Below are 24,506 nucleotides of genomic sequence, written 5' to 3' on the forward strand. Positions count from 1 at the left end.
ATGATCTGCTGTTTTTTGCTTTCAGGCTAAGCGATATAGCTGGTTTGGGCCAGTATAGAAGCTTTTACCATCTAGATTCAGGTTAAATGTCTCACCTGTTTCTAATTCAATCATTTGCCCAACATCAACCCAAATTAAACCAGCATTGGTATTTTGTTGACGTTTCAAAGGCACCAATTTCACATTAATTTCATCGCCATTTACAGCTTTGGCAGTTTGCCAAGTATTTAAAATATTCAAAAGATTTACTCAACATGTGAGCTTTTTGTGACAGAACAAAGAGATTAATCAATCGGGTTTGGAATAATAATTCTGTAGTTACAAAGATAAGATTCAAGTCAGAAGCTTGAATACAGATAAATCACAATCAGCTAAATAAAAAAGATAAGCAGGAACATTACCCGCTTCGAGTTAAGCAGAAGTATACAATATTGTGCTTTGATTAGCAAAAGTAGAGTTTACATATACTCTAAGCCACTACTTTTGCTAAAATTATTGAATTAAAATTTTAACCATCGAGTAAATTAATTACCCATACAGTGAATAATATAACGAAGGCTGTATCGCTTAGTAACCACCTTCTGTTTTCATTACTGGGGTATCATTTTTGTATTTCGATAAAAGTTCACGTAACGAATTCATGAGCACACTGGTATCGACACCCACGGCAACAAATTCTGTGCCTAACTCGATATACTTTTGAGTCACATCATGTTGTGTCGACAAAATACCTGCAGCTTTACCCGCCTTACGTATGCGCTGAATCGCATCAATCACGGTTTTTTGTACTTCAGGATGATTCGGATTCCCTTGATAACCCATCGTCGCCGACAAATCTACTGCACCAATAAACACCCCATCGATGCCATCAATTTTCAGTATTTCATCTAAGTTTTTAATCCCTTCAACCGACTCAATCTGAATCAGTAAACAAATATTTTCATGTGCATTTGCATAATAGTCAGCAATACTGTTCCAACGTGTTGCACGTGCTAATGCTGCACCAACACCTCTAATACCCTCGGGTGGATAACGTACTGCCTTAACCATAAGTTGAGCTTGTTCAACAGTTTCGACCATAGGGATGAGCAAGGTTTGCGCACCTATATCCAACAATTGTTTAATAAGTTGCAAACTACCAATTGGAGGTCGAACCACAGCTTGCGAAGGATATGCTGCAATACTTTGCAATTGCGACAATGTCGTCCGCAAGTCACTTGGCGCATGCTCACCATCAATGAGCAACCAGTCATAACCTGCATTTGCAGCTATTTCAGTACCATAAGCATCGGCTAAACCGACCCACAAACCAATCTGCTGTTCGGTTTTTAATTTTTTCTTGAAATGATTGGTGTAATCCATCGCTGCTGTCTCATGCTTAAACTATGATTAACTACAATTGATTAAACGCCTTTTGGCAAAAACTACCAATAGCATTTATCTATCTTATGATTTTATATAACTCTAATTCGCACTTCATACAGCTTAAATCTGTTAATTTTTAGCCATTGAGTCCAGCATATACGACTAAGATCTATCTTTGGAAAATTTTCTCCTTAGACCATTTGTCCATTTATCCGCTAAACTACAGCAAACTATATCTGGAGATATTCGATGGATCTGTTAAACGTATCAAAACAACGCTATACCACGAAAGCATATAATCCTGCTAAAAAAATTCCACAGGAACAATTTGAGCGTTTATTACAAATACTCCGTTTAACACCATCTTCCATCAATATTCAGCCTTGGCATTTTTTTATTGCAGATCATGATGCAGCCAAACAACGCATTGCCAAAGCCTTAGTAGGAAAATATGCCTACAATGCCCCAAAAGTTTTAGATTCATCACATACGATTTTATTCTGTACTAAAGCAGACATCACTGCAGAGCATTTAGATAATCTTTTAAATCAGGATGATCGTAGTGGTCGCTTTAAAGATGACAAAGCCAAACAAGGTCAAAAAGACAGCCGTACAGGTTATGTCGATTATTATCGTAATGAAAAAGGTGATATTCAACGTTGGGCTGAAAACCAAACATTTATTGCTTTAGGTCAAATGCTTTTGGCAGCAGGCATTGAAGGTGTGGATGCAACTCCAATTGGCGGATTTGACGAAGCGATCATCTCTGAAGAATTGGGCTTAGTTGAACAAAACTTGATTCCTTCTGTACTGATGACTTTAGGCTATCGTAGCGAAAATGATTTCAATGCGAAATTACCTAAATCACGTCTGAATGCTGAAGAAATTTTTACACACCTCTAAGCTTTCCATAAAACCGACGAAAGGGGCAATTTTGCCTCTTTTTTGTCATTTCGGGACTTATTATTTAAACAATTATCGAGTATATTCTGCTCAAAATATACTCAGGTCTCTCCCTATGCCTACAGCTATAAAATTACCCATGAAATTTCATTGCGAAGCGTGCAATACGGTTTATTTACAAAAATACGCGGGCGATATGCTCCATAGCTATCCAAACTGCCCAAACTGTAAACAACCGGGTCAGTTACAAGGCACCATTGAAACTCAAGATTTCCTGAAGCACCCTGTTGCTGTGGGTAAATGTTATTTTGAAAACACCTTACAACGTTTTCAACAACTCACACGTTAACTATGCATCTAAAACTAAAAGCCCTCAAATCGAGGGCTTTTTTTATAACGACATATTTAGCAACAATGTGAAAATATAAAATTTATAAATTGGTCTGAACTTTGCTGAATAAATTGAATCAAAACAACAAATCAAGCAGAGGTGGGACATGTCATATTTACTACAAATGCCGATGAAGTTTGAATGCGGTCATTGCCATCAAATGTATCTGCATACTTATCAATATACTGATCATCACTGCCCTGAGTGTCCAACCTGTCGAGATCAAGGACTGCTCATGGGCGTGGCTGAATGGGATGATGTACTACAGCACCCGATCGTTTTTGCTAAAAATTATCTTAGACAGACATGGCATATGCTAAGCAAACCACACTCATGATCCCTGCAATCAAACCAAATACGGTTGCGACTCTCAATTTTTCTTTAAAGATGATAAGGCCCGCAACCACACCTAAAACCACGACCAAAATATTCATTCCAGCAAACACGATTGCAGGTGTGTCTTTAAGCAACATGTGGGCTTTCACATACAGTGCAATATTGGCAAAGTTTAAGAGACCTAAGCCCAATCCAGCGAGGATATTTTTGGTCTGCCCCAAACTGCCGTGCTGTACGATGTTATAAATACTCGAAAGTAAAAATGCACAAATAAACACCAGATTTAAAGTCACTGCAAACTGCATGCCCAAACCTGAGGCAAATTTTAATAACACATCAATCAGTGCATAGCCTGCCCAAACGCTTAATAAAAATAAAATCCCCTGCTTTCCATCAATGCTTCCCTTGCGCTGTGAAAATAAAATCAGCAATACCGCAAGTACACCAAGTGCAATACCAATGAGCTTAATGGCATTAAAATATTCACTGAAAATAAAATAGGCTGCGCTAAGAGAAAGCACAACAGATAAGCGCTGAGCCAATTCGGTTTTTAAAATACCCGCTGTTTGCAGTGAGCGTGCTAAGCAATAAAAAATTGTCGGCAGTAATACACCCAAAGCCGCAATTAAAACCCACGGCGTTTTATTAATCGAAATATGCGCTAGATGCGGCTTAAACCATAGAAAACATAAAATACTCGCAGATGCATAATTCCATGTGATCATTTGTGCAGGGTTAAAACCCCGATCACGACAGAGTTTTAGAATTACTGAAACGAGAACACTGCAAATCGCGGCAGCAAAGATCAATTCCATGACACGCTCTTATTCTTGAGTTGTATTTAAAGCAATTTTTCTAAGTTCAAATCAAAGAAAAGCCCACTTAATTGTGGGCTTTTCTTCAAAAATAATCTATCTCAAGACAAATTATTTATAGTGACTCACCATTTTCTCTAAAGAAATTGGACGAATCTTGTCAGCATTACCCGCTGTACCAAATGCTTCATAACGATCGATACAAATTTGTTTCATTGCATCAACAGTTGCAGAGAAGAATTTACGTGGGTCAAATTCAGCTGGTTTTTCAGCCATCATACGGCGCATAGCACCTGTAGATGCAAGACGTAAGTCAGTATCGATGTTAATTTTACGAACACCGTGTTTGATTGCGTCTACAAGTTGGTCTACTGGAACACCATAAGTTTCGCCGATGTTACCACCGAATTCATTAATTACAGCCAACCATTCTTGTGGCACAGAGCTTGAGCCGTGCATTACAAGATGCGTATTTGGTAACGCTGCGTGAATTTCTTTAATACGGTCAATCGCTAAGATGTCACCTGTAGGTGGGCGAGTAAATTTGTACGCACCGTGTGAAGTACCCACTGCAATTGCAAGTGCATCAACATTAGTATCGGCTACAAATGAACGCGCTTCTTCAACTGAAGTTAAAAGCTGAGAATGATCAAGTACGCCTTCAGCGCCTACACCATCTTCTTCACCAGCCATACCAGTTTCAAGGCTACCTAAACAACCGATTTCGCCTTCTACTGAAACGCCACACGCATGTGCCATTTGAACAGTACGACGAGTCACGTCTACGTTGTATTCGTATGAAGTTGGCGTTTTACCGTCTTCACCTAAAGAACCGTCCATCATCACTGATGAGAAGCCAAGTTGAATAGAACGTTGACATACATCAGGGCTAGTACCATGGTCTTGGTGCATAACCACAGGAATATGTGGCCATTCTTCGATTGCTGCCAAAATCAAATGACGCAAGAACGGAGCGCCTGCATACTTACGTGCACCCGCAGATGCTTGTACAATTACAGGTGAATTTGTTGCATCTGCTGCAAGCATAATTGCACGCATTTGTTCTAAGTTGTTTACGTTGAATGCTGGTACGCCGTAAGCATGTTCGCCGGCGTGATCCAAGAGCTGGCGCAATGAAATAAGAGCCATAATATCCTCCCAGGTAATGCCGCATATTCTACATGCTCAATCATTTCAATTCAGCAACAAATAACACTATTTAAAAAAAAATCCCTGCATTTGCAGGGACTTTTTAAATAAAGACAACAATCTTAGTGAGCTGCTGCTGCTGAAGCGGCTGTTTCAGCGTCAGCTGTTGCTTCGTCTGCAGGTGCATTTGCAATTTCAGCAGGAACATCTTGGTTCTTTTCATCCAATACTGGCTTATCAAGTTCATCAATGGCTTTTTGTTGTTCTGGCGTTGTTTGAGCATTGTCTACGGCAACAGCAGATGCTTCTGATTCCGTTGGTGCAGACTCTTTTTTAGCACAAGCTGTCAAAGTTAATGGTGCGATTAAAAGTACAGCAAGTGCAAGTTTTAAGTTCATCGTTGTTTCCTACTACTGCAAATTAGGTGTTGCGATGAATTTTATTGCAGAAATATTGCACTTTGATGACGGCAAAATGAATGGGCGATAAAAAAAGGCTGACCGAAGCCAACCTTTTTTAATACTGTACTATCTTATTAATAATACTAAATTAAGCACGGTCAAGAAGCGCTGCTACAGCAGGAAGAGTTTTACCTTCAACGAATTCAAGGAAAGCACCACCACCAGTCGAGATGTAACCAATATTGTCTGCAACTTCATATTTATCAATTGCAGCAAGCGTGTCACCACCACCCGCGATCGAGAAGCCTTCAGATTCTGCAATCGATAAAGACAATGCTTTGGTGCCTTCGCCGAATTGATCAACTTCAAACACACCTACTGGACCATTCCATAGAATAGTTTTTGAAGTTTTCAAGATTTCTGCAAATGCTTTTGCAGTTTCAGGGCCCACATCCAAAATCATGTCGTTGTCTGTTACATCTTCAACTTTTTTCACGACAGCTTTAGCAGCAGCTAATGAACCGAGGAAGTCTGCAAAATCAATTTCAGCAGCATCAGCAACAACAACATCTGTTGGAAGTGGTACAGATACTTTTGCAGCAATGGCTTTTGCTGTGTCGATCAGGTCATTTTCACAAAGTGATTTACCAACATTAAAGCCCGCAGCAGCTAAGAATGTATTGGCAATACCACCACCCACGATCAATTGATCACAGATGTCAGATAGTGAAGTTAATACATCTAATTTAGTAGAAACTTTTGAGCCTGCAACAATCGCAACCATTGGTTTTGCAGGAGTTTTAAGTGCACGGCCTAGCGCATCAAGCTCAGCAGCAAGTAAAGGACCTGCGGCAGCCACTTTTGCACAACGTGCTACGCCTTCAGTCGATGCTTCTGCACGGTGAGCCGTACCAAATGCATCCATAACGTAAACATCACAAAGTGCTGCATATTTAGCAGATAATTCAGGATTGTTTTTCTTTTCACCTACGTTGAAACGGCAGTTTTCTAGTAAAACCACTTGACCTGGCGCAACGTCAACACCGTCTAAATAATCAGTGATCAGTTGAACATCTTGACCCAAAGCTTCTGTTAAATAAGCGGCTACAGGTGCTAGAGACTGTTCTGCTTTAGGCTCACCTTCAACAGGACGACCTAAGTGTGAATACACCATTACAGCAGCACCTTTTTCTAAAGCTGCTTTAATTGTTGGCAACGCCGCACGTAAACGTGCATCGCTTGTAATCACGCCATTTTTAACTGGTACGTTAAGATCTTCACGGATCAGAACACGTTTACCCGCCAAATCTAGGTCAGTCATACGCTGAAAGTTCATGCATTACTCTCTTTTATTGATATCAAAACGCGACGATTTTAAATGATTATGCAGAAAAACGTTAGCTTCTTTTGCAGAAAAGCTATGTCGAGCCAAAGTTTTGTTATGATAGCGAAAAGCCTTATAAAGATTCAGTGCTTATGTCGATTCATCCAGACCCAAATATTAATCGTTTAAATGTTTTAGGCGAACCCTTGGCAAGCTGTTGTTTTGATCCGATTACCGGATATTTTAGAAATGGCTTTTGCCATACAGCAACAACAGACCTTGGTCAGCATACGATGTGTGCACAAATGACATCTGAATTTTTAAACTTTTCCCAAAAAGTTGGCAATGACCTAATCACACCCTTACCCGAAGTTGGTTTTCCAGGACTACAACCTGGTGACTTCTGGTGTATCTGTGTGACTCGCTGGGTGGAAGCGTATCAAGAAGGATTTGCCCCACCTATTAAAATACAAGCGTGTCACCAAGCGGTGCTGTCTTATGTACCGCTTGATGTACTTATGGAATATGCAGTGTAATGAGTACTTCCAAAATCATTTTGGCTTCTAGCAGCCAAACCCGTAAAGACCTAATGGACCGTTTACGGATTGATTACCTCTCAATCGTACCAGATATAGACGAAACACCTCGTGGTGAGAACCACGCTGATGAGTTAGCAAAGCGACTGGCATTTGAAAAAGCTTCAGCAATTGCAAACCAACACCCAGACGCGATTGTGATTGGTTCTGACCAAGTCGCATGGCGCGAAGGCGCACCAGATATTTTTATCGGTAAACCGCTTTGCGATGAAAAAGCCATTAAGCAGCTTCAAGCCAATTCTGACAAAATCGTTTATTTCAGTACGGCACTCAGTGTCCAACAAAAATCGACAGGTTTTGAACAAACCCTTGTCGAGCACTATAAAGTGAAGTTTCGCAAACTTAGCTTGCCTGAAATTGAACGTTATGTTCAGGTTGAACAACCGTTACACTGCGCTGGCAGTTTTAAATGTGAAAGTTTAGGGATTAGCTTATTTGAAGAAATGATCGGGCAAGACCAAACTACACTCATGGGTATGCCGATGATTAAACTCTGCAATATTTTGCGTGAGCTTAAGATCTTAGTCCCATAATTTTAAAATCTTTATCTGTTACAGCATAATAAACACATCATTAGCTCTTTATGGGCTAATGATTAAAAAGTCACTTACTTATTTATTACAACCAAGAACTGAAAACATGAAAACGTTTAATTTAATTTCATCTAGCCTCATTAGCATTAGCCTTCTATTTTGTTCGACAAACGGTCATACCAATACAGTGAATCAAACTGTGACCAACTCTCAGCAATACAACAAAAACTTAGTCAATGAGTGGGTTCAATATAAATTTATCTATGCTGAATTAGAACAACAAGGCGCTGCAATGCAGGAGCAAATCATTCAACAGCTAGGCACTAAGACCAAAACCGGTGGTAGTAACACGCCAGAACAACAAATCAATAAACTGGTTGCTCTAGGCAAACAAAAATTTGAAAGCATTCAGCCACAAACAGTTGAAGTGAAAAAACTTCTAAAACTACAAACCGAAAATGTTGAAATGATGGCAAAAGTCATGCCGAATCATTTTAAATTAATGTCTGACAAAGAAAATACTAAAATTGACACCAATGCACATTTTGAGCAATTCATGAAATTTTCAGCGACTACGGCTGCTGCCAATAGCTATGATTTGGAAGTTGAAAAATTAGTCATGCAATATCTCAAAGACAATCCTTTAAAATAGTCTCAAGCTAATCACAATAATTTAATGAAATAGAGCCTTGCTAAAAACAGGAATCTCAAGGGACAATATATCCATTGAAATTGTATGTATTTAGCTATGGCTCATTCTCTTGACATCCTCGGCGGCATCAGCGCTGAACAATTCCTTGCCGAATATTGGCAAAAAAAACCATTATTGGTTCGTAATGCACTCCCTGAAATTACCCAAATACTTGAACCGAAAGATGTTCTTGAATTGGCTTTAGAAGATAACGTCACTGCACGTCTCATCAAACAAAAAGATCGTGATCCTAACCAATGGACAGTGAAATCTTCCCCACTACTTAAAGCCGATTTTCAAAAAATGCCGAAACTGTGGACTTTATTGGTTCAAGCTGTCGATCATTATTCTTTTGACCTAGCCGAGCTTTGGAAGCAGTTTTCATTTATTCCGCAATGGCGTCGTGATGACATCATGGTGTCGTATGCACAAAAAGGCGGCTCTGTCGGACAACATTTTGATTTTTACGATGTCTTCCTCGTACAAGGCTATGGTCATCGCCGTTGGCAATTGGGTCAGATGTGTGATGCAGATACTGCATTTGTAGAAGGTCAACCACTTCGCTTACTACCAGAAATGGACGTACATTTTGATGAAGTGCTTGCTCCCGGCGACTTACTTTATGTGCCACCAGGCCTATCACACTATGGCGTAGCTGAAGATGAATGTCTGACCTATTCATTTGGCTTCCGCATGCCAAATGTCACTGAAATGATGGATCGAGTGACAGACAAATTCACAGACAATCCTCTACTTAAAAATCCATTAACTGATATTTTACGTGATCAAATCAGTGCGATCGGCCAAGTGACTGAAAATGAACTTGAGTATTTAAAAGAAAAGTTATTTGAACAATTGCAAAATTCAACCGTACTTGAAGATGCAATCATGAGCTTAATGTCAGAACCTAAATATCCTGACAATATTCCTGAAGCCGAAGAAATCGGCACTGGTGATTTAGAGGAAGCTCTAGATCAAGGCTATCAGCTCATGTTAGAACCGGCTTCACGCTTACTATATACAGAGCAAGACGGTGATATTTTGTTTTGGGCAAATGGCGAAGGAATCTGTATCTCAGACGAATTTGCAGTGCATTTAAAAACCATTGCCGATGGCCAAAGTCTAGCGCTAGACGAATCTTTATATGATGCTGATATCTTAGAAGATATTGCCATGCTATTAAATGAATCTGTGCTGATGCTCGTCCCAACGGAAGCTGAATAAACTCAATAAAAAGGGAGCGTCATGCTCCCTTTTTATACTGCTGAAAAGCATTATTTTCGCTTTCTACGATTTAAAAAATCTTCGACTTGACCGGCTTTTTTCTCCACGATCACACGATAAACCCATACAATCAATAACACCAATCCAATAAACCAAAGATAGCGCATTACACCATATTGACCACCTTTGCCTTGCCAAATTTGTAATTCAATACTTTGAAACTCCACATTCCTCGACTCAAATAAACTTAGTTGACTGGTCATACTATTTGGATCATTGGCAGCATTGACTGAAAAAGGCGCACCGTCCATAACAAAAGTAAATTCTTGTCCTGCATCCAATGTTTCTAATCGTTCAACCTGATCAATACCTGCACCCATTTGCATAAGATTGCTTGAGGTTTGTTGAATAGCGGCATTGTAGTTATCAATTTGAAATTTTACAGATACCTCACCACTGGTCATTGCCCTATCTCTGACCAACAAGACTGCACGATATGGGTTTTGGCTCGATGTCGCCATGTAATCCACTGCAAAATTTTTAGTGTTTAATATATTTGTATCGCTTTGACTTTCACTGAGTAATTGTTAAATTTCTTCAGTACTTAACACCGCATGCTGGAACAAAATCTGCCCATACTCACCTGGTTTAGGCGCATGATCCTGCGAACCACAAGCTGCTATAAAAGTGACACAGCAGAAGAATGCAATGCGCTTTAGATGACTTAATATCGAATTGATCATCATTTTTATTATTTCAACATATTATTTTATGCAGCTGATTTTAAATTAATTTCTGTTTGAATAATGGTATAGCCTTGCTGAGAATGAATTTTGAAATTTCCGCCTATACGCTCCACACGCATTTTCATACTTCTCATACCGATACTCATGCCATGATTTGAAACACTCTCAACATCAAAACCGACGCCATCATCTTCAATAGTTAATAACAATGCGCCATTTTCGAACTGTGACAGCGTGACATTGACATGATTTGCTTGGCTATGTTTCACAATATTGGTCAGGCTTTCTTCAATCACTCGTATTAAAGTCAGACACTGAATTGCCGTTGGTTTGATCGCCCACTGCGAAGGAATACACCATTTGGCATTCATTTCCACTTCATCCATCAACTGACTAAAGCGATGTCGAACAGGTGCGATCCAGAGCAAAGGTGAATCTGGCACTTTACTGTCTAAAGAAGATCCACTATCAATAATTTGCCTTAAATCATCGCGCAATAATTTCAACATCGACAAGAACTGTCTGTTTGGAATATTACTTTCACACTGATCAACCAAGATCATCGAGCGCACAATGGATGCGCCCAGACCATCATGCAGATCATGCGATAATTTAATCCGTTCCTGCAGGCGTACATTACTCAGTTCAAGCTGATGTTTATCATTCAAGCTACTACATAGTTCATCACTGACTTTCTGAACTTCAAATGCCAAATCATCATTATATTTTTCAATTTTCTGTATATTTCGATTGAGTCTCGCCCCCAAGATCACCACTATAAATAAGGTTATAATCGGTGAAGTAAAGGGTGATAAAGGTGTAAAATTTTCTTTTGGAAAGAGTACCAAGACCATGATGTCAGCTATGACTATCACAATTATCGCAGTCAAACAGATTGCTAATAAAATATAGTCCTTTCTTCGTTCTTTGAAACAAATTTTACACAGATAGAGGTAAGTGATAAAAAAGAATGCACAATACAAAAAGAAAATAAGGCTCGAAATATCTGCATTTTGTTCGAATGGCCAAATACACACCACACCAATCAGTGCAGCAGTCAACATTGTAAATGACAGTTCTATTCGTGGAAACTTACGCCCAAGAAAGCGTAAGATATAAATGCTAAAGCACTGAAAGTACAGCATTACAAATATCAGATTAGCTTTGGCAGAAAAAACCGAATCTGGGTATGGAAAGGTTTCAGTAGTCAGGGCATTACTGAGAAATAAAATCCACAGCACTGTTGAAAGCGCAAACCAGCCAAAACTGGTATCACGAGGACGCATCAACCAAATAATAAAGCAAATTAGACCCAAGACCCCAGAAAGAAAAATATTTAACTGTAATATGGTCCGACGTGTAAACGTTGTTTTTTCAGCTTGCTCAACCGTTGCCATTACATTGTTAAATACTACTGGGCCCAAGCCAGCATTTAAACTCGAGTAACCATACACATAGATCAAAGTTTCATTATGATCATGTTTGATTCCACTTATCGGTAAAATCCAATAGCGCGCAACATTCCAACTTTTAGAAATCGGTTCTTGAAGATTTTTATTGGTCCACAGCAAGTCGCCATTCAGAAAGACTGAACCCGTATTAATGATATAATCAATATATAGTACGATGGGTTCTGCCAAACGGGCATTATTTTTACAGTACCAAGACCAGTCTAGTTTATACCAAGCACCACCTTGATAACCTTCCCAGTCTTTATCTTCTTTCCAACGATCAGGTAATTGTGTGGTTTTCCATCCCGTTCGGGGTAATTCTTGATTGGATGGTGTTTTCACCCGTGAAATGCTATTCACAGTTACATTACATTGATCATTTACAGGGAATACTTGCTCTGCATGACTCAAGCTCCCCCATACTAAACAGAGGATAAATAATACAAAATATCCTCCTTTACGCATTATAAAATACCCATAGATCTTGCTGTACTCACGGCTTTTGTTCGTTTCGTTACGGCTAATTTTCGGTAAATATGTTTAATATGGCTTTCTACGGTATAGCGTGATACAAAAAGCTGTTCAGCAATCTCACGATTACTCAAACCTTGAGCAACCAAACATAAAATTTCTTTTTCACGACTGGTCAGCAGGTTTAAGTCTGCTTCATCGGCGACTGTTTGTTCTGGACTTGGTGCTTCAGCTTCGGATATTTGTTTTAGGATTTCTCGTGCAATAAATGGGTCAATCGGCGCCCCACCACGTAAAATACTCCGAATAGATAAAAGTACTTCAGCATCATCACGTTCTTTTAATACATAGCCTGTTGCGCCTGCTTTAATCGCAGCAAATAAGCTTTCTTGTGTACTCCATGCAGAGACAACCAAGATCATAGTATTACTTTCGAGGGAACGTATTTTTTCAATAATTTCGATACCACTGCCATCAGGCAAACCTAAGTCAACTAAGGCTAATGATATCGGTTGTGTCTCTACGGCTTGAATAGATTCTTTAACATTTTTGGTGAAGATAAGCTCTTCACGCTTATAACCCAGCTCCGTCAAAATTTGACGTAAACGTAATTGAATAATTTCCTCATCTTCAACGACAAGCACCGGTACGGGTAGTATGACTTCTTGTGGTGACATGATTTACTTCCCCCGAAAAAATGAAATGTCTTTTACATTAATGAGTTTAATCCTTTTAGGATATCCCTATAATTAAGTAAATTTCTTATTTTTAATAATTTATTCTAATTCAATTGATGCAGCTATGATGCATTTTTCTTCTAATTTTAGACCCATTTATCATTACAATATGTGTATAGCCATCTGTCTGACTATACACTGCACTTAGCTTAAACTTGAGTAAGATTAGCTCAAATATTGCTTTTTCAGATATTGCACAATTTTTTCAGATTCGAAAAGTTCAACACCAGTATTGGGATCTTTCAAATATGGCACTTGAATATTGTTCCCCATGATTTTTAACACTTGTTCACGCTTACCACCTTTCAGGGGTACATATTTACCAGGTTTTAAGCGCATTACCGCTAATCCCTGATCTTGCCAACGTTCCTTAGCCACATTATGAAAGGTATATGCCAATTCCATTTCAGACAATGCGCTACGTACGATGCGTGTATATGGACTCGCTTCAAAACCCCATAGTTCTAAGAGTTGACATGGAGCATCACGATGAATGACTTTACGGTGCACCCACACGCCTTGAGCCCCATTAATTAAGGTTCCAACATAGGCAACATACGGAATTTTAGGATAATTGGCATACTTCTTAGGAGTCTGACCTGTTTTGCCATAATGTTTAAATAAATGATGAATAATTTGCTGAGATTCGTACAAACGATCCCCTGTATTGTCATCCACCAAGAAAGGAAATTGCTGTTTTCCACCTAATTTCTGTACCTCTAAACGGTACTTTCTAGCCCCTTTGGGACATGGGTAAACCTCATAATCCAAATTAAGTGTGGTCAAAACTTCACGCACACGACGGCAATACGGAGAACCTTCAAATTCGTACAGTTTAAGGGCTTTTTCAGGTTGTTTGGGATAAGGCGTCCCATTTGTACCACGTCCTCCCTCTGCTACGCCTGAGAGCAACGCTTGCGCCACTTTTAATTGATGCAACAACATACTTTTTTCCTTTCTTTTTTTATTTCGTATTTTTATACAACAGCCGAGAGTCCTCAGCTGATGTTTGTATTTTTCCAGATTTGTATCGTCGTATATAAGTAAGCAATGCCCACTCATTCCATGACTAAAAACTCAAACACACTTATAGAACAACCAATTGCTCTTTTGAAACAACGATGCCGTTATTGTCAGCATAAATAAAATCACCAGATTGAATGTTTACACCACCAAAACTTAATGGAATATCTGTTTCACCCACACCTTTGCGGTTACTTTTTTGTGGAATTGCGGCCAAAGCATGCACACCTAAATCAAGTTCGGCTATCGCATCGACATCACGCACACAGCCGTAAATAATGACACCATTCCAATGATTCTTGACTGCAGATTCAGCAATCATATCGCCCATCAAGGCACAGCGCATCGAAGCGCCACCATCCACAACCAATACTTTACCCGTACCATCGGTTGCCAATAATTCTTTAACACGAGAGTTATCTTCAAAACATTTAACCGTCACCACCTGACCGCCAAAACTTTTTCGTGCACCATAACTTTGAAAGAATTTACCATCCAAAGACGGGATCACCACTTGTAATTCTTTGTCTGGATGATCATCAAGTAAATCACAAGTGACGAATGGAACTGTAGACACGGTATTTCCCTCATTTAATTGTTAGTATGCGTAAATTATCATAAATCTCGAACTTTTCAGTCTGAGTTTGTGCCGCCTCGACCATAGTATGAGCCACTTGCTGTGCTGTCACTGGCTTAAATTTGAAACGGTCAGGTACAAAATGCGAAAAGCGCATATAGAGCTTCTGTGTCGCATCCTCTAAATGTCGAGATTCATTACGCTCACCAAGTAACAGCGAAGGCTTTAATATCGAAAGTTGATTTAACTTTAAGGTTTTTAAATAATATTCCAATTCCCCTTTGACTCGATTATAAAAAAATGCGGAATTGGCGTCAGCGCCCATAGCACTGACAATGATCAATTGTGTATCTGTATATTCTAATAATTCAGCAAAATGCGCATTGATGCTAAAATCAATTTGATAAAAATTATCTTTAGACCCTGCTTTTTTAATGGTCGAGCCTAAACAACTAAAGGCATGACTATAATCTCTCACATCATCCTGAGTCAGAGAAAGAAAGTCACTGATCACCATTTGTTGAACTTTTGCCAGTCCATTCAGTTCATGGTCACGCTGACGTACCACAGCCGTAATATTCTTACATCTTGCATTTTGACTGAGCTGACAAACCAATTCCCGCCCGACCAATCCTGTTGCTCCGATGACAATCGCATTCTCTATACTTTTAGTCATTTTTCATACAATCTCAATCACTTTAGACTAATCTAACGTTTTCTTTAAAATTTTTCTGCATCTAAAATGTTGTCAAAGCATGTCAAGACTTGACTTAAGCGCTTAGTTTAATCACAATATGGCACTTGTTTACGGGCTGGTGATAGTTCTTCTGATGTTGGTTTTCAGATGTAATTTCAGCCCGCCCAGACCAATCTATTTCAAGGAGTGCACGAGTGGCAAACTCTGCTCAAGCAAAAAAACGTGCTCGTCAAAACGTTAAAGCACGTCAACACAACGCAAGCTTACGTTCTATGGTTCGTACTTATCTTAAACGCACAGTAGCTGCTATTGCTGCTGGTGATTATGCTGTCGCTACAGAAGCTTACAAAAAAGCTGTTCCTGTTATCGATCGTATGGCTGATAAAGGCATCATCCATAAAAACAAAGCTGCTCGTCATAAGAGCCGTTTAAATGCACAAGTTAAAGCTTTAGCTAACTAATTTGTTGCGATAAAAAAAGCCCTTTTTAGGGCTTTTTTTGTACCTATAGGTTTTTAAAAGCAAAAAAATAAGGTCCTCGATGGACCTTATTTTTTTAATTATAGGCTATTTATTAATCAGCTTCATATTCGTCGCTGATAAGTACGTCCATAATAAGTTTTGGCTTGCTGTCAAATTTGTCCAACGTTGATTGCCACCATTGGTACAGCTATATCGAATTAAATCCGCACGGTTATTTTGCAAACGTCCCGTATTTAAATCCATGCATTGACCACTTTGACGAATCGTTGTAGTCGCAGGGTCCATGGTCCAAATTTGGTTGGTTTGGTTTAACACGCAACGTTCTAGCGTCACTTTAGCTGAACCACCGTTGCCTGTTACGCATTGATCTGGATTTGACTTACTGTGTATACGGCCAATGGCATCATATACCCACTGTTCCGATTCGTCCGCAGTACATCCGCTTGGGCCACTGATGTATAAATTTAATGTTCCATCAGTTAAGGTTTCAGATTTCAAACAGTTGTTACCATTTTTGATCAATGTCGCCTGCTCGAACATACCTTCCTGAGATACTGAAAGCTTTTTCATAAATGCTTCGAGTGCGCTTTGTGCCTCAGGAACTTGATTGGTTAGGTCTTGTGCATACACATTCATCCAACGATTTAGTCGGTATGCTGTGTTTTGTTGCGACTCATAACGGGTTAATTGCTGACGCGCCACACTATTCATCAATGACTTGTCATTTTTATATGACTCATACAGCATTTTTTCAGTTGGATTAAGAGCAACAACAGCATTTGCAGCTTGCGCTTCCAAAGCACTTTCTAATTGAGGTAGTTCGATAGCACGCAAAGCACTATAACCGTGCTGACGTCCAATTTTGACGGCCGGCTTGATCACTGTGCTGTAGACTGGAATATCAATATTTGCTAATAATTTGGCTTCTTCACCTGCTTTTTTACAATATAAATTGACCTTTTGTGGTTGATCTGCCAAAGCTAAATTGACATGCAGTTTATTGGCATTACTACCTAGTCGTACAGGTGCTAAAGCAATATTGTTGACTTTATTCGTGTATTGCACATTCAACCAACATGCCGCTTGATCCAAAGCGGTATTGGCAGCATTTAAGTCATACACATTACCCCAGTTTGAACGTGCAGCAGGATACAACAAACCAACTTGATTGACTGGATCATAGCCCCCTAAAATGGTAATGACAGGCTGACCAAAAACCCGTGGTCGTGGATAATTTTGATCTGCGTTATACCAAACCGGAGCCGTAGAATTTGGCATCTTCGGTTGAGCGACTTCCATTTCACGAGTGGTTTTATTCCACTTTTTGTAGCCGGTAGGTGATGTTTCATCCCAGACATAACGGTCAAAGTGCGGTTGAATTTTCAGGAATGTGCTGTAACCCGTATAGTGTGTGTAGCGTGATACATTACTATCAGGATACCCGCCGGACATGGCATCTTTTCCGTACGGAAACAAATTTTTAAAATTTGGGATACCATTCGCTCCATCCCACTTCCATGTCGCCGTCCATGATAGATTTCCGCGCATCATATTGCGATTGGCAATATAACCCCATCCACTGTCCGCATGATGTGCAGCCCAAAATAGATTGTCACCTACCTGACCAGGGTAATGCCCTAAACCATAGTGATGGCCAATTTCATGGCTAAATTCATTCCCTACAGAATCATAAAGCGTGAGCATGCCATTACCACCACTCAGTCCATGAGTATGCACACCATTGGCATAGTTCCCCTTCGTATGATGGACAACTACTGTTTGAGTTAATTGTGGCTGACTTTGGTTGGCCATAGATGCACTGGTAATACCCCAGTTAGCAAGGTTTATACCAACACTAAAGGTTGATTTACCGACATCCTCACGCATGTCTCCTGCATAAACACCTCCTTCTCCGGCACTTTTACTGTCATAAATAACACCTGAAGATACCATTGCACGTGTTAACTGCATATCATCATATTGTGCAACCGTCATTTCTGCTGCAGGAATGGTTTGGAAATAATCTGTGCCCGCTTTTTCAGGCTCTAGTAACATATAGTGGCCGGTAGAATTTGGCTTATCTGCCAACATACCAACACGGATATTATTTAAAACCAATTCCCCTGGTGCAGCAAAATCGATTTTATCCTCAGCCAATTCACCGCTGACTTTATTTGCGTCAATAAATTTTAATCTTAGACCGGGTTTAACTTCATCCCAATTGAGTTTCGTGGTCCACGCACGTTTACTGTACCAAACATCTGGACGACCTCTTTGCCCACTCTGGTCTGAAACAGGCATCTGCGTTGGATCATCCAATGTCGCAGTGCGCACTAAGCGATTGTTTTGATAGATTTCTACTTTGAGTTGGTTGATGTTTTGCATATCAAGTGTTGGCGTCACGATAAGCAGCGCTTCTTTTTCACTGGTTAACCGTGGCATTTTCTTGGCTTCGTTCGCATTCGGATCGACGACATGACTTTGACCAAATTGAACTTGCGCTGAAAAGTTGCCGACTAAATCATTTCGTATTTCACGAACAGCATCATTTGCATCGTAGTCATAAAAGCCAATACTGGTATCATCGACTATGTCTTGGGTCGGTTCTGGATAATTTGCAGTTGATGCAGAACCACTTGAACTATCACCACCGCCTCCACCACCACAAGCAACTAACATTAATGACACAATACAAATTGATAATTTGTTATATGAAAAATCTATCACACTTTTCACTACTATTCCCCAATTAGCCACAAAAAAATCCAATAAAGAGACTCACATAAAAATATATAAATCAATAATTTACAACAAATTTAATGCTATTTTCTTTTTTTTAATCATTCAATTGCCGTGTTTTGTCACTTATTAACAATTCAAATAAAATCTAAATATTTTGTATTGGTAGAATCATTATTAATGTGACAGGTATTTCACTTTTCAACTAAAATTAAGATGTAGACCTGTTAATACAATCGTATATTCCCGACAGAAATTGTCAGGATATTTTTAGAAACTTTGTAAATAAAAATTTTAAGAAATGGCTTAATCCCATATATTTTTTATGGTATTTTAATTTTCATCCTAGGCAGCCATTGCTGTACAAATGAAAAGAGGGATAAAAATGTCGATTAACCAATTTTTGCCATCATTAGAAAAATTTGCAGAAGCAGAAAATCAATATATTGAATATTTTACATCTAAAGGTGAAAAAGACATTTTAGGTAAAGTCATTTCAAATATGAAATCGACCGCTGAGATTCAAGCCTCTCAAGGTGTAGACTCATGGTTAGCATATGGCGTGTACTTACCAGCTGTAGAACGTATCTTTGCACTGCATCAAGGGGAAACAGAAGCTGAATTTTTTGAACGCACACAATATCCAGCTGAACTCGTGCAAGCGTATAGCATTAAAGATCATGACATTGCGACATTGATTGCTGCAGACAAATACAGTCGAATCCACCAACAGCATCTACCTGTCAATACTAGCCGCTGGCCTTATAGTGACGACGGTTCAAGTATTGATTTAAATCAGTATCCTGCACGAATTAAAGCCAATATTTAATCTTTTATTTAATGAAATACTGAAACAGATAAAAAAGGCATCCGCACATGGATGCCTTTTATAAATTTTTTATTATTAGCAAAATTTCTTAAAGTTGCTGTTCAGCTTGCTGAAATTCACGAATATTTAATTCATTTAGTTCACCACGCCAAATCCATTTCAGTTTTGACTCAAGGAATACATCTCCTTCAAACCAAACAAATAAACCTTCCATCATTTTAGGCCAATCTTCGCGTGTCACGATATTTTTACCTGAAATAATGGCAAGAATTGCAGCCAAAATCGTATCATGACTCACCGCTAGACTCAGACCATAATCATTGGTTGGATGAGTGTTGTAAATCAACTCCAAAACATCTACCACCCCATGAATGGGCTGTTTCATACCCGGCAAAGCATTATTCACAAAACTATTGATAAAGCCTAAAGCACCTTGCTTTTGAAAGTATGGTCCTGCTTTTTTAATATCGAGCACAAAACTTCCCGGCTCGACCAATAATCCTTGTTCAATGATCTCGATATGGTGGGTATTTGGCTCAATCGTGACGTTATCTGCACCTTGAATCATCAATGCTGCCGTATCCACACAGCGCTGAATTGGACTAGAAATACAGTGTTGAATAACACGATCGGTATTTTCAACCAAATAGCTGCCCCACGCTTCGGCTAAATCACGTCCTTGATGGGTCAGTTGTAAGTCATAACCGGCCAACCCCTGTCCTTGTACAACTTCACGAATGGAATGACGTGTAAACAATGTTACAGGCGTCTTTTCATCCGGCAATAAGTCTATTGCTTTCAGCATACTAGGAGGGAGCAAATCTAGGGCCATAATTGACAGTTCTTATATGCAGGAGATTTAACGGAGTGTGCTGACACTATAGCATGAACCCGATTTAGCTCAAGTTTTGTCAGGCATGTTTGCCAAAGCATTTAAGGCCAATTCTTTCATTTCGGCATTTTTAAATGCAATAAATCCACCATTTAATAAAGTCTTGCGCTGGTTATATAAAAAAGCGCGACCTTTAAAATCAACCAAACCACCACCAATACGCTCGATTAAACATTGTCCAGCGCTCGTATCCCATTCACAGGTGGGATGAAAACGCGGGTAAATATCAACTCGATCTTCTAACATCATACAAAACTTATATGCACTACCAGCATGGTATGCCTGATAAGGAGTGAGTTTTTCTAAAGCGTCTAGATAGTCCGTATAAATCGGCTTATTTTTGGCACTTTGACTCAAGCCAACGTGTACGACATTCTCTACAGAGGCTTGAACATATTCATACCATGTGGTTGACTGGCTATCATATTTCAGCGGCAGTCCCGCAAATGGGCAAATATATACGCTATATTCCCCCGGAATCGCCAATATGGCAAAGGTAGTATTAGCACCCTCAACCAAACTCAGATTAATGGTAAATTCAGGTCTTTTATGTAAAAACTCTTTGGTACCATCTAAAGGATCAAGCAGCCAAAATTTTTGCCATTGCATACGTTCAGACTTGTCACCTTCTTCTGACAATACAGGCAAGTTAGAAACTTTGGATAATGCTTGAGTAATATAGCTATTTGCACGATAGTCAGCTTGCGTTACAGGTGAATCATCACTTTTACGTTCCACATCAAAATCCGCACCTGAGCAATAACGCTGATATTCTTCTCGCAAAATTTCGCAAGCTTGTGTCACAATGGGAACCAACTGCAAAATGAGTGGGTCTTGCGGTGCTGTTGTTGTTTTAAACATAGAATACCTTTATATGCCAAATTACTCAGAAAAGCCGACGATCATTTTCGATATGGACGGTACTTTACTCGATCTTGCTTATGATGATTTCATTTGGAATGAGCTGCTGCCAATTCGCTATGCTGAACAGCATCAGTGCTCACTCGAACAAAGCAAGCAAACGCTATTTAGTTTTTATCAACAACATAATCATACCCTAAAATGGTACTCCTCTCGCTTTTGGACCTCACAAGTTGGCGTTGATGTTTTGGCAATGCAAATAGAACAAAAAGCCAAAGTGGCTAAACGCGAAGGCTGCATCGAGCTGCTCACCTATCTTAAAGAAAATGGCTATCCTATTTGGCTTGCAACCAATGCCGACTTTGCAGGCTTACAATTCAAACTTAAAGAAACCGGTCTTCGTGATTTTTTCGATGTTATCGTCAGTTCAGAAACGCTCGGTCATGCCAAAGAGTTTATTGAGTTTTGGCAAATATTAGCAAGCAAACACCCCTTCAATGCAAAAAACTGTTATTTCATTGATGACACAGAAAAAGTGCTTAATGGTGCAAAACTTTTTGGGATTGAACAGCTCTATTCGATTCAGCAGCCTTCATCTGCCAAAGCGCCTCGCGAGACTTGCAATTACCCAATGCTGTCCGCATTAACAGATTTAATCCCTATTTTAGAAGCTCAAATGATTGAGCAAGCCGAGGAACAGAAAAAATATGCGTAAATCAAATCTAGCCGAAGATGCGGTTGGTATGCGTATAGACAAATGGTTGTGGGCTGCACGTTTTTTTAAAACACGCTCTATTGCCAAAAATGCGATTGAAGGCGGTAAAGTTCATCATAATGGCGAACGCGTTAAAGTCTCTCGTGAGGTTCGTGTAGGCATGGAATTAACCATTGCTCAAGGCCTTGAGAAAAAAACCGTGGTGGTAAAAGCACTGTCGGATGTTCGTGGGCCTGCCCCAACCGCTCAGCTGCTTTATGATGAAACTGAGGTCAGTATTGCAAAACGGGAATTGCTCGCATCACAAAGAAAGTTGCATAATCTAGCTCGGCCAGATCATCGACCAAGTAAAAAAGATCGTCGAGATATTGGTAAATTTAAAAGAGAAAATGATCAACAGTTTGACCAGCAATGGTCTTATAATGATGATTAAGTTAAAGCGTCACAACATGTCGCACCTGTTGTGATTTTCATAGAACAAAAGGATGATTTCTGTCACTATACACTCGTGGAACAGATTTAAACTGAATACATCCACTTGAGTATATTGTTTCGTGACATCGTATTGAGGTTGTAAGATGGATGATAATAAAAGCAAGGCGTTAAATGCGGCCTTAAGCCAAATTGAAAAGCAGTTTGGTAAAAACACCGTTATGCGTCTTGGTGATAATACCGTACAGGCAGTTGAAGCTGTCTCTACAGGTTCTTTAACATTAGATATCGCACTAGGTATTGGTGGTTTGCCTAAAGGTCGTATCGTAGAAATCTACGGTCCTGAATCTTCTGGTAAAACGACTATGACATTACAAGCTATTGCACAATGTCAGAAAGCTGGCGGTACTTGTGCATTCATCGATGCTGAACATGCATTAGACCCTCAATACGCACGTAAACTTGGCGTAGATATTGATAACTTACTTGTTTCACAGCCAGACAATGGTGAACAAGCACTTGAAATTGCAGATATGCTGGTACGTTCAGGTGCCATTGACCTGATCGTTGTCGACTCTGTAGCTGCACTGACCCCTCGCGCCGAAATTGAAGGCGAAATGGGTGACTCACACATGGGCTTACAAGCTCGCCTGATGAGCCAAGCACTGCGTAAAATTACCGGTAATGCGAAACGTTCGAACTGTATGGTGATCTTCATTAACCAAATCCGTATGAAGATTGGTGTAATGTTTGGTAGCCCAGAAACCACAACTGGTGGTAATGCACTTAAATTCTATGCATCTGTACGTTTAGATATCCGCCGTATTGGTCAAGTGAAAGAAGGCGACGAAATCATTGGTTCAGAAACTAAAGTGAAAGTTGTGAAAAACAAAATGGCTCCTCCATTCCGTGAAGCGATTTTCCAAATTCTTTATGGTAAAGGCGTGAACCATTTAGGTGAGCTTGTTGACCTCGCAGTACAACAAGAAATTGTTCAAAAAGCAGGTGCTTGGTATTCATACCAAGGTGACAAGATTGGGCAAGGTAAAAACAATACCATTCGCCACTTAGAAGAACACCCTGAACTTGTGCAAACTATCGAAAAACTGATTCGTGAACAACTTCTGACTACGGGTACAGCACCTGTAGAAGACAAAGACGAAGAAGAACCAGACTTTTTAGATGCTTAATTACAGCATACTTTAATAGCAGACGAAACGCCCTACGGGGCGTTTTGTTTTGCACTCAAAATTTGTATTAAAATGACCCCATGACTAAAGACCATTTTCCACTCTTGCTTGATTATGAAGCACTGAAACAACAGTTTGCAGAAGCTGAAGAAACTACCTGCGTAAATCATGCTGCACAAACTGACATTTCACATGACAATACTTCGGTGATCGATCACACTGCGTTGCATTTTGACACCAATGGTAAAGATGTTCATGCTGAAAAAAAATCGGGACTGCGCGGCTCTCGTCTACGCTCGTACGCTTTTGCAGTACTCACACGTAAAGAATACTCAAAAGCGGATTTAATCGAAAAATTAGCACTGTATGCGGATAGTCGTGAAGAAGTCATACACTTGGTGGAAGAACTCGCACGTGAGAACTATCAAAGCGATCAGCGTGTAGCAGAGATGGTGCTATCGAGTCAAAAACGTAAAGGTAAAGGCCCTAATCGTATAAAGCTCGCGTTAAAAAATAAAAAAGTAGACAGTGAATTAATTCAGGATGAATTAAAAGAAACAGATTGGGTCACTGAAGCCTACCAGCTCAAGATAAAAAAATTTGGCAAAGCTGTTGAACGTGATCCAAAACAAAAAGCCAAACAAATACGTTTTTTGCAATATCGAGGCTTTGATCTCGATACAATTTTTAAAGTGATTGCACGTAAAGAATTTGATGACGAATAAAAAAAATATAGATCTAAATGAAGAATTAATAAAACTAAAATAAAGAATAATATAGGATTGAAAAAATGAGAGGACGTTTAATTTATTATTATTGAAACTGGTGGCAACCCTACCAGCAAGACTTCGGCACATCATATTTCTACTACCGTTGCTACCTTCCGGTCCTGGCGGGGTTTGTAGAGTACAATTGCGAAGTAACCGGCAGGGCTAC

Annotated in this window: 29 protein-coding genes and 1 other RNA gene; 13 read left to right on the top strand and 17 right to left on the bottom strand. The window is 39.5% G+C overall.

The features are described 5' to 3' along the window. Window positions 1-21: 21 nt before the first annotated feature. Together FTV50_RS05570 and hpaI are read right to left on the bottom strand one after the other, a co-directional pair. Entirely contained in the window at window positions 22-240 is a 219-nt protein-coding gene (locus FTV50_RS05570) for a transposase (RefSeq protein ID WP_111883736.1), read from the bottom strand. A gap of 327 nt (window positions 241-567) precedes the next feature. Then, window positions 568-1,362, bottom strand: a complete 795-nt coding sequence (hpaI, locus tag FTV50_RS05575; RefSeq protein WP_180023791.1) for a 4-hydroxy-2-oxoheptanedioate aldolase — start codon at window positions 1,360-1,362, stop codon at window positions 568-570. A 252-nt stretch (window positions 1,363-1,614) separates the two neighbouring features. Between hpaI and nfsB the strand changes: the two genes are divergently transcribed. From nfsB to FTV50_RS05590, 3 genes are all read left to right on the top strand, one after another. Then, window positions 1,615-2,268 (top strand): oxygen-insensitive NAD(P)H nitroreductase, encoded by a 654-nt coding sequence (gene nfsB, locus FTV50_RS05580; RefSeq protein ID WP_180023792.1) that lies wholly within the window; start codon window positions 1,615-1,617, stop codon window positions 2,266-2,268. A gap of 115 nt (window positions 2,269-2,383) precedes the next feature. Further along, on the top strand, window positions 2,384-2,617 hold the full coding sequence (locus tag FTV50_RS05585) for a hypothetical protein (protein ID WP_078188692.1): 234 nt from the start codon (window positions 2,384-2,386) through the stop codon (window positions 2,615-2,617). A 148-nt stretch (window positions 2,618-2,765) separates the two neighbouring features. Next, the gene (locus FTV50_RS05590) at window positions 2,766-2,996 is read left to right on the top strand and encodes a hypothetical protein (protein ID WP_257223861.1); all 231 of its coding nucleotides are present in this window, start codon (window positions 2,766-2,768) and stop codon (window positions 2,994-2,996) included. Here the strand turns inward: FTV50_RS05590 and FTV50_RS05595 are convergent. The 4 genes from FTV50_RS05595 to FTV50_RS05610 form a co-directional block, all read right to left on the bottom strand. Beyond that, a complete protein-coding gene (locus tag FTV50_RS05595) occupies window positions 2,956-3,810 on the bottom strand; it encodes an EamA family transporter (RefSeq protein WP_180023793.1) in 855 nt (284 codons plus the stop codon). The genes FTV50_RS05590 and FTV50_RS05595 overlap by 41 nt on opposite strands. A gap of 111 nt (window positions 3,811-3,921) precedes the next feature. Further along, window positions 3,922-4,959: a class II fructose-bisphosphate aldolase gene (fba, locus tag FTV50_RS05600; protein ID WP_078193509.1), complete on the bottom strand. Its 1,038-nt coding sequence runs from the start codon at window positions 4,957-4,959 to the stop codon at window positions 3,922-3,924. Between the two features lie 122 nt (window positions 4,960-5,081). After that, window positions 5,082-5,357 (bottom strand): hypothetical protein, encoded by a 276-nt coding sequence (locus FTV50_RS05605; RefSeq protein ID WP_078193510.1) that lies wholly within the window; start codon window positions 5,355-5,357, stop codon window positions 5,082-5,084. Window positions 5,358-5,508: 151 nt separating this feature from the next. Then, window positions 5,509-6,696, bottom strand: a complete 1,188-nt coding sequence (locus FTV50_RS05610) for a phosphoglycerate kinase (RefSeq protein WP_180023794.1) — start codon at window positions 6,694-6,696, stop codon at window positions 5,509-5,511. Between the two features lie 140 nt (window positions 6,697-6,836). On the opposite strand from FTV50_RS05610, the gene FTV50_RS05615 reads away from it, so the two are divergent. The 4 genes from FTV50_RS05615 to FTV50_RS05630 all read left to right on the top strand — a co-directional run bounded on the left by FTV50_RS05615 (window position 6,837) and on the right by FTV50_RS05630 (window position 9,728). After that, on the top strand, window positions 6,837-7,220 hold the full coding sequence (locus tag FTV50_RS05615; RefSeq protein WP_078193708.1) for a DUF2237 family protein: 384 nt from the start codon (window positions 6,837-6,839) through the stop codon (window positions 7,218-7,220). Then, entirely contained in the window at window positions 7,220-7,813 is a 594-nt protein-coding gene (locus FTV50_RS05620) for a nucleoside triphosphate pyrophosphatase (protein WP_078193512.1), read from the top strand. The genes FTV50_RS05615 and FTV50_RS05620 overlap by 1 nt, the downstream gene beginning before the upstream one ends. 106 nt (window positions 7,814-7,919) lie before the next feature. Next, entirely contained in the window at window positions 7,920-8,465 is a 546-nt protein-coding gene (locus FTV50_RS05625) for a hypothetical protein (protein ID WP_162689708.1), read from the top strand. A 96-nt stretch (window positions 8,466-8,561) separates the two neighbouring features. Then, on the top strand, window positions 8,562-9,728 hold the full coding sequence (locus FTV50_RS05630; protein ID WP_180023795.1) for a cupin domain-containing protein: 1,167 nt from the start codon (window positions 8,562-8,564) through the stop codon (window positions 9,726-9,728). A gap of 50 nt (window positions 9,729-9,778) precedes the next feature. Here FTV50_RS05630 and FTV50_RS05635 read toward each other — a convergent pair whose 3' ends face one another. From FTV50_RS05635 to FTV50_RS05665, 7 genes are all read right to left on the bottom strand, one after another. After that, window positions 9,779-10,249: a hypothetical protein gene (locus FTV50_RS05635; protein ID WP_180023796.1), complete on the bottom strand. Its 471-nt coding sequence runs from the start codon at window positions 10,247-10,249 to the stop codon at window positions 9,779-9,781. Window positions 10,250-10,315: 66 nt separating this feature from the next. Then, window positions 10,316-10,474 (bottom strand): hypothetical protein, encoded by a 159-nt coding sequence (locus FTV50_RS05640; protein WP_180023797.1) that lies wholly within the window; start codon window positions 10,472-10,474, stop codon window positions 10,316-10,318. 23 nt (window positions 10,475-10,497) lie between these two features. Next, window positions 10,498-12,390, bottom strand: coding sequence for an ATP-binding protein (locus FTV50_RS05645; RefSeq protein ID WP_180023798.1), 1,893 nt, complete (start codon window positions 12,388-12,390; stop codon window positions 10,498-10,500). Beyond that, the gene (locus FTV50_RS05650; RefSeq protein WP_078188703.1) at window positions 12,390-13,073 is read right to left on the bottom strand and encodes a response regulator transcription factor; all 684 of its coding nucleotides are present in this window, start codon (window positions 13,071-13,073) and stop codon (window positions 12,390-12,392) included. The genes FTV50_RS05645 and FTV50_RS05650 overlap by 1 nt, the downstream gene beginning before the upstream one ends. Before the next feature lie 225 nt (window positions 13,074-13,298). After that, window positions 13,299-14,078: a glutathione S-transferase N-terminal domain-containing protein gene (locus tag FTV50_RS05655; protein WP_180023799.1), complete on the bottom strand. Its 780-nt coding sequence runs from the start codon at window positions 14,076-14,078 to the stop codon at window positions 13,299-13,301. A gap of 142 nt (window positions 14,079-14,220) precedes the next feature. After that, window positions 14,221-14,733: a ribonuclease E activity regulator RraA gene (gene rraA / locus FTV50_RS05660; protein WP_180023800.1), complete on the bottom strand. Its 513-nt coding sequence runs from the start codon at window positions 14,731-14,733 to the stop codon at window positions 14,221-14,223. Between the two features lie 10 nt (window positions 14,734-14,743). Beyond that, window positions 14,744-15,409 carry an NAD(P)H-binding protein gene (locus FTV50_RS05665; RefSeq protein WP_180023801.1) on the bottom strand — a complete coding sequence of 222 codons (666 nt, stop codon included), beginning with the start codon at window positions 15,407-15,409 and terminating at the stop codon, window positions 14,744-14,746. 215 nt (window positions 15,410-15,624) lie between these two features. On the opposite strand from FTV50_RS05665, the gene rpsT reads away from it, so the two are divergent. Beyond that, the gene (gene rpsT, locus FTV50_RS05670) at window positions 15,625-15,891 is read left to right on the top strand and encodes a 30S ribosomal protein S20 (protein ID WP_078188707.1); all 267 of its coding nucleotides are present in this window, start codon (window positions 15,625-15,627) and stop codon (window positions 15,889-15,891) included. Between the two features lie 105 nt (window positions 15,892-15,996). Here the strand turns inward: rpsT and FTV50_RS05675 are convergent, their stop codons facing one another. Next, the gene (locus tag FTV50_RS05675) at window positions 15,997-18,591 is read right to left on the bottom strand and encodes a M66 family metalloprotease (RefSeq protein WP_180023802.1); all 2,595 of its coding nucleotides are present in this window, start codon (window positions 18,589-18,591) and stop codon (window positions 15,997-15,999) included. Window positions 18,592-19,036: 445 nt separating this feature from the next. On the opposite strand from FTV50_RS05675, the gene FTV50_RS05680 reads away from it, so the two are divergent. Further along, window positions 19,037-19,480, top strand: a complete 444-nt coding sequence (locus FTV50_RS05680; protein WP_078193520.1) for a hypothetical protein — start codon at window positions 19,037-19,039, stop codon at window positions 19,478-19,480. A gap of 88 nt (window positions 19,481-19,568) precedes the next feature. On the opposite strand, the gene FTV50_RS05685 is transcribed toward FTV50_RS05680, so the two are convergent. Both FTV50_RS05685 and FTV50_RS05690 read right to left on the bottom strand, forming a co-directional pair. Next, a complete protein-coding gene (locus FTV50_RS05685) occupies window positions 19,569-20,312 on the bottom strand; it encodes a histidine phosphatase family protein (RefSeq protein ID WP_078188709.1) in 744 nt (247 codons plus the stop codon). A gap of 69 nt (window positions 20,313-20,381) precedes the next feature. Then, window positions 20,382-21,233, bottom strand: coding sequence for a 3'(2'),5'-bisphosphate nucleotidase CysQ (locus FTV50_RS05690; RefSeq protein ID WP_180023803.1), 852 nt, complete (start codon window positions 21,231-21,233; stop codon window positions 20,382-20,384). Between the two features lie 13 nt (window positions 21,234-21,246). Between FTV50_RS05690 and FTV50_RS05695 the strand changes: the two genes are divergently transcribed. The 4 genes from FTV50_RS05695 to FTV50_RS05710 all read left to right on the top strand — a co-directional run bounded on the left by FTV50_RS05695 (window position 21,247) and on the right by FTV50_RS05710 (window position 24,295). Beyond that, window positions 21,247-21,948 carry an HAD-IA family hydrolase gene (locus FTV50_RS05695; protein WP_180023804.1) on the top strand — a complete coding sequence of 234 codons (702 nt, stop codon included), beginning with the start codon at window positions 21,247-21,249 and terminating at the stop codon, window positions 21,946-21,948. Continuing rightward, window positions 21,941-22,381, top strand: coding sequence for an RNA-binding S4 domain-containing protein (locus FTV50_RS05700; protein WP_168377604.1), 441 nt, complete (start codon window positions 21,941-21,943; stop codon window positions 22,379-22,381). The genes FTV50_RS05695 and FTV50_RS05700 overlap by 8 nt, the downstream gene beginning before the upstream one ends. 145 nt (window positions 22,382-22,526) lie before the next feature. Beyond that, a complete protein-coding gene (recA, locus tag FTV50_RS05705) occupies window positions 22,527-23,570 on the top strand; it encodes a recombinase RecA (protein WP_078193524.1) in 1,044 nt (347 codons plus the stop codon). Between the two features lie 80 nt (window positions 23,571-23,650). Then, window positions 23,651-24,295: a regulatory protein RecX gene (locus tag FTV50_RS05710; RefSeq protein ID WP_180023805.1), complete on the top strand. Its 645-nt coding sequence runs from the start codon at window positions 23,651-23,653 to the stop codon at window positions 24,293-24,295. A gap of 107 nt (window positions 24,296-24,402) precedes the next feature. Here FTV50_RS05710 and ffs read toward each other — a convergent pair. Next, window positions 24,403-24,499, bottom strand: an RNA gene (gene ffs / locus FTV50_RS05715) — signal recognition particle sRNA small type. Window positions 24,500-24,506: the final 7 nt, after the last annotated feature.

This window comes from Acinetobacter sp. YH1901134, assembly GCF_013416965.1.
GTDB lineage: Bacteria > Pseudomonadota > Gammaproteobacteria > Pseudomonadales > Moraxellaceae > Acinetobacter > Acinetobacter amyesii.

Excerpts from the sequence above, each read along its gene's own strand:
- FTV50_RS05690 (WP_180023803.1), bottom strand. The coding sequence starts at position 21,233 with ATGTTTAAAACAACAACAGCACCGCAAGACCCACTCATTTTGCAGTTG.
- FTV50_RS05685 (WP_078188709.1), bottom strand. The coding sequence starts at position 20,312 with ATGGCCCTAGATTTGCTCCCTCCTAGTATGCTGAAAGCAATAGACTTA.
- recA (WP_078193524.1), top strand. The coding sequence starts at position 22,527 with ATGGATGATAATAAAAGCAAGGCGTTAAATGCGGCCTTAAGCCAAATT.
- FTV50_RS05590 (WP_257223861.1), top strand. The coding sequence starts at position 2,766 with ATGTCATATTTACTACAAATGCCGATGAAGTTTGAATGCGGTCATTGC.
- FTV50_RS05700 (WP_168377604.1), top strand. The coding sequence starts at position 21,941 with ATGCGTAAATCAAATCTAGCCGAAGATGCGGTTGGTATGCGTATAGAC.
- FTV50_RS05625 (WP_162689708.1), top strand. The coding sequence starts at position 7,920 with ATGAAAACGTTTAATTTAATTTCATCTAGCCTCATTAGCATTAGCCTT.
- FTV50_RS05605 (WP_078193510.1), bottom strand. The coding sequence starts at position 5,357 with ATGAACTTAAAACTTGCACTTGCTGTACTTTTAATCGCACCATTAACT.
- FTV50_RS05620 (WP_078193512.1), top strand. The coding sequence starts at position 7,220 with ATGAGTACTTCCAAAATCATTTTGGCTTCTAGCAGCCAAACCCGTAAA.
- FTV50_RS05710 (WP_180023805.1), top strand. The coding sequence starts at position 23,651 with ATGACTAAAGACCATTTTCCACTCTTGCTTGATTATGAAGCACTGAAA.
- fba (WP_078193509.1), bottom strand. The coding sequence starts at position 4,959 with ATGGCTCTTATTTCATTGCGCCAGCTCTTGGATCACGCCGGCGAACAT.
- FTV50_RS05680 (WP_078193520.1), top strand. The coding sequence starts at position 19,037 with ATGTCGATTAACCAATTTTTGCCATCATTAGAAAAATTTGCAGAAGCA.
- FTV50_RS05650 (WP_078188703.1), bottom strand. The coding sequence starts at position 13,073 with ATGTCACCACAAGAAGTCATACTACCCGTACCGGTGCTTGTCGTTGAA.
- FTV50_RS05695 (WP_180023804.1), top strand. The coding sequence starts at position 21,247 with ATGCCAAATTACTCAGAAAAGCCGACGATCATTTTCGATATGGACGGT.
- FTV50_RS05585 (WP_078188692.1), top strand. The coding sequence starts at position 2,384 with ATGCCTACAGCTATAAAATTACCCATGAAATTTCATTGCGAAGCGTGC.
- FTV50_RS05645 (WP_180023798.1), bottom strand. The coding sequence starts at position 12,390 with ATGCGTAAAGGAGGATATTTTGTATTATTTATCCTCTGTTTAGTATGG.
- FTV50_RS05655 (WP_180023799.1), bottom strand. The coding sequence starts at position 14,078 with ATGTTGTTGCATCAATTAAAAGTGGCGCAAGCGTTGCTCTCAGGCGTA.
- FTV50_RS05615 (WP_078193708.1), top strand. The coding sequence starts at position 6,837 with ATGTCGATTCATCCAGACCCAAATATTAATCGTTTAAATGTTTTAGGC.
- hpaI (WP_180023791.1), bottom strand. The coding sequence starts at position 1,362 with ATGGATTACACCAATCATTTCAAGAAAAAATTAAAAACCGAACAGCAG.
- FTV50_RS05640 (WP_180023797.1), bottom strand. The coding sequence starts at position 10,474 with ATGATGATCAATTCGATATTAAGTCATCTAAAGCGCATTGCATTCTTC.
- FTV50_RS05595 (WP_180023793.1), bottom strand. The coding sequence starts at position 3,810 with ATGGAATTGATCTTTGCTGCCGCGATTTGCAGTGTTCTCGTTTCAGTA.
- FTV50_RS05610 (WP_180023794.1), bottom strand. The coding sequence starts at position 6,696 with ATGAACTTTCAGCGTATGACTGACCTAGATTTGGCGGGTAAACGTGTT.
- FTV50_RS05675 (WP_180023802.1), bottom strand. The coding sequence starts at position 18,591 with ATGTTAGTTGCTTGTGGTGGTGGAGGCGGTGGTGATAGTTCAAGTGGT.
- FTV50_RS05630 (WP_180023795.1), top strand. The coding sequence starts at position 8,562 with ATGGCTCATTCTCTTGACATCCTCGGCGGCATCAGCGCTGAACAATTC.
- FTV50_RS05665 (WP_180023801.1), bottom strand. The coding sequence starts at position 15,409 with ATGACTAAAAGTATAGAGAATGCGATTGTCATCGGAGCAACAGGATTG.
- nfsB (WP_180023792.1), top strand. The coding sequence starts at position 1,615 with ATGGATCTGTTAAACGTATCAAAACAACGCTATACCACGAAAGCATAT.
- FTV50_RS05635 (WP_180023796.1), bottom strand. The coding sequence starts at position 10,249 with ATGGCGACATCGAGCCAAAACCCATATCGTGCAGTCTTGTTGGTCAGA.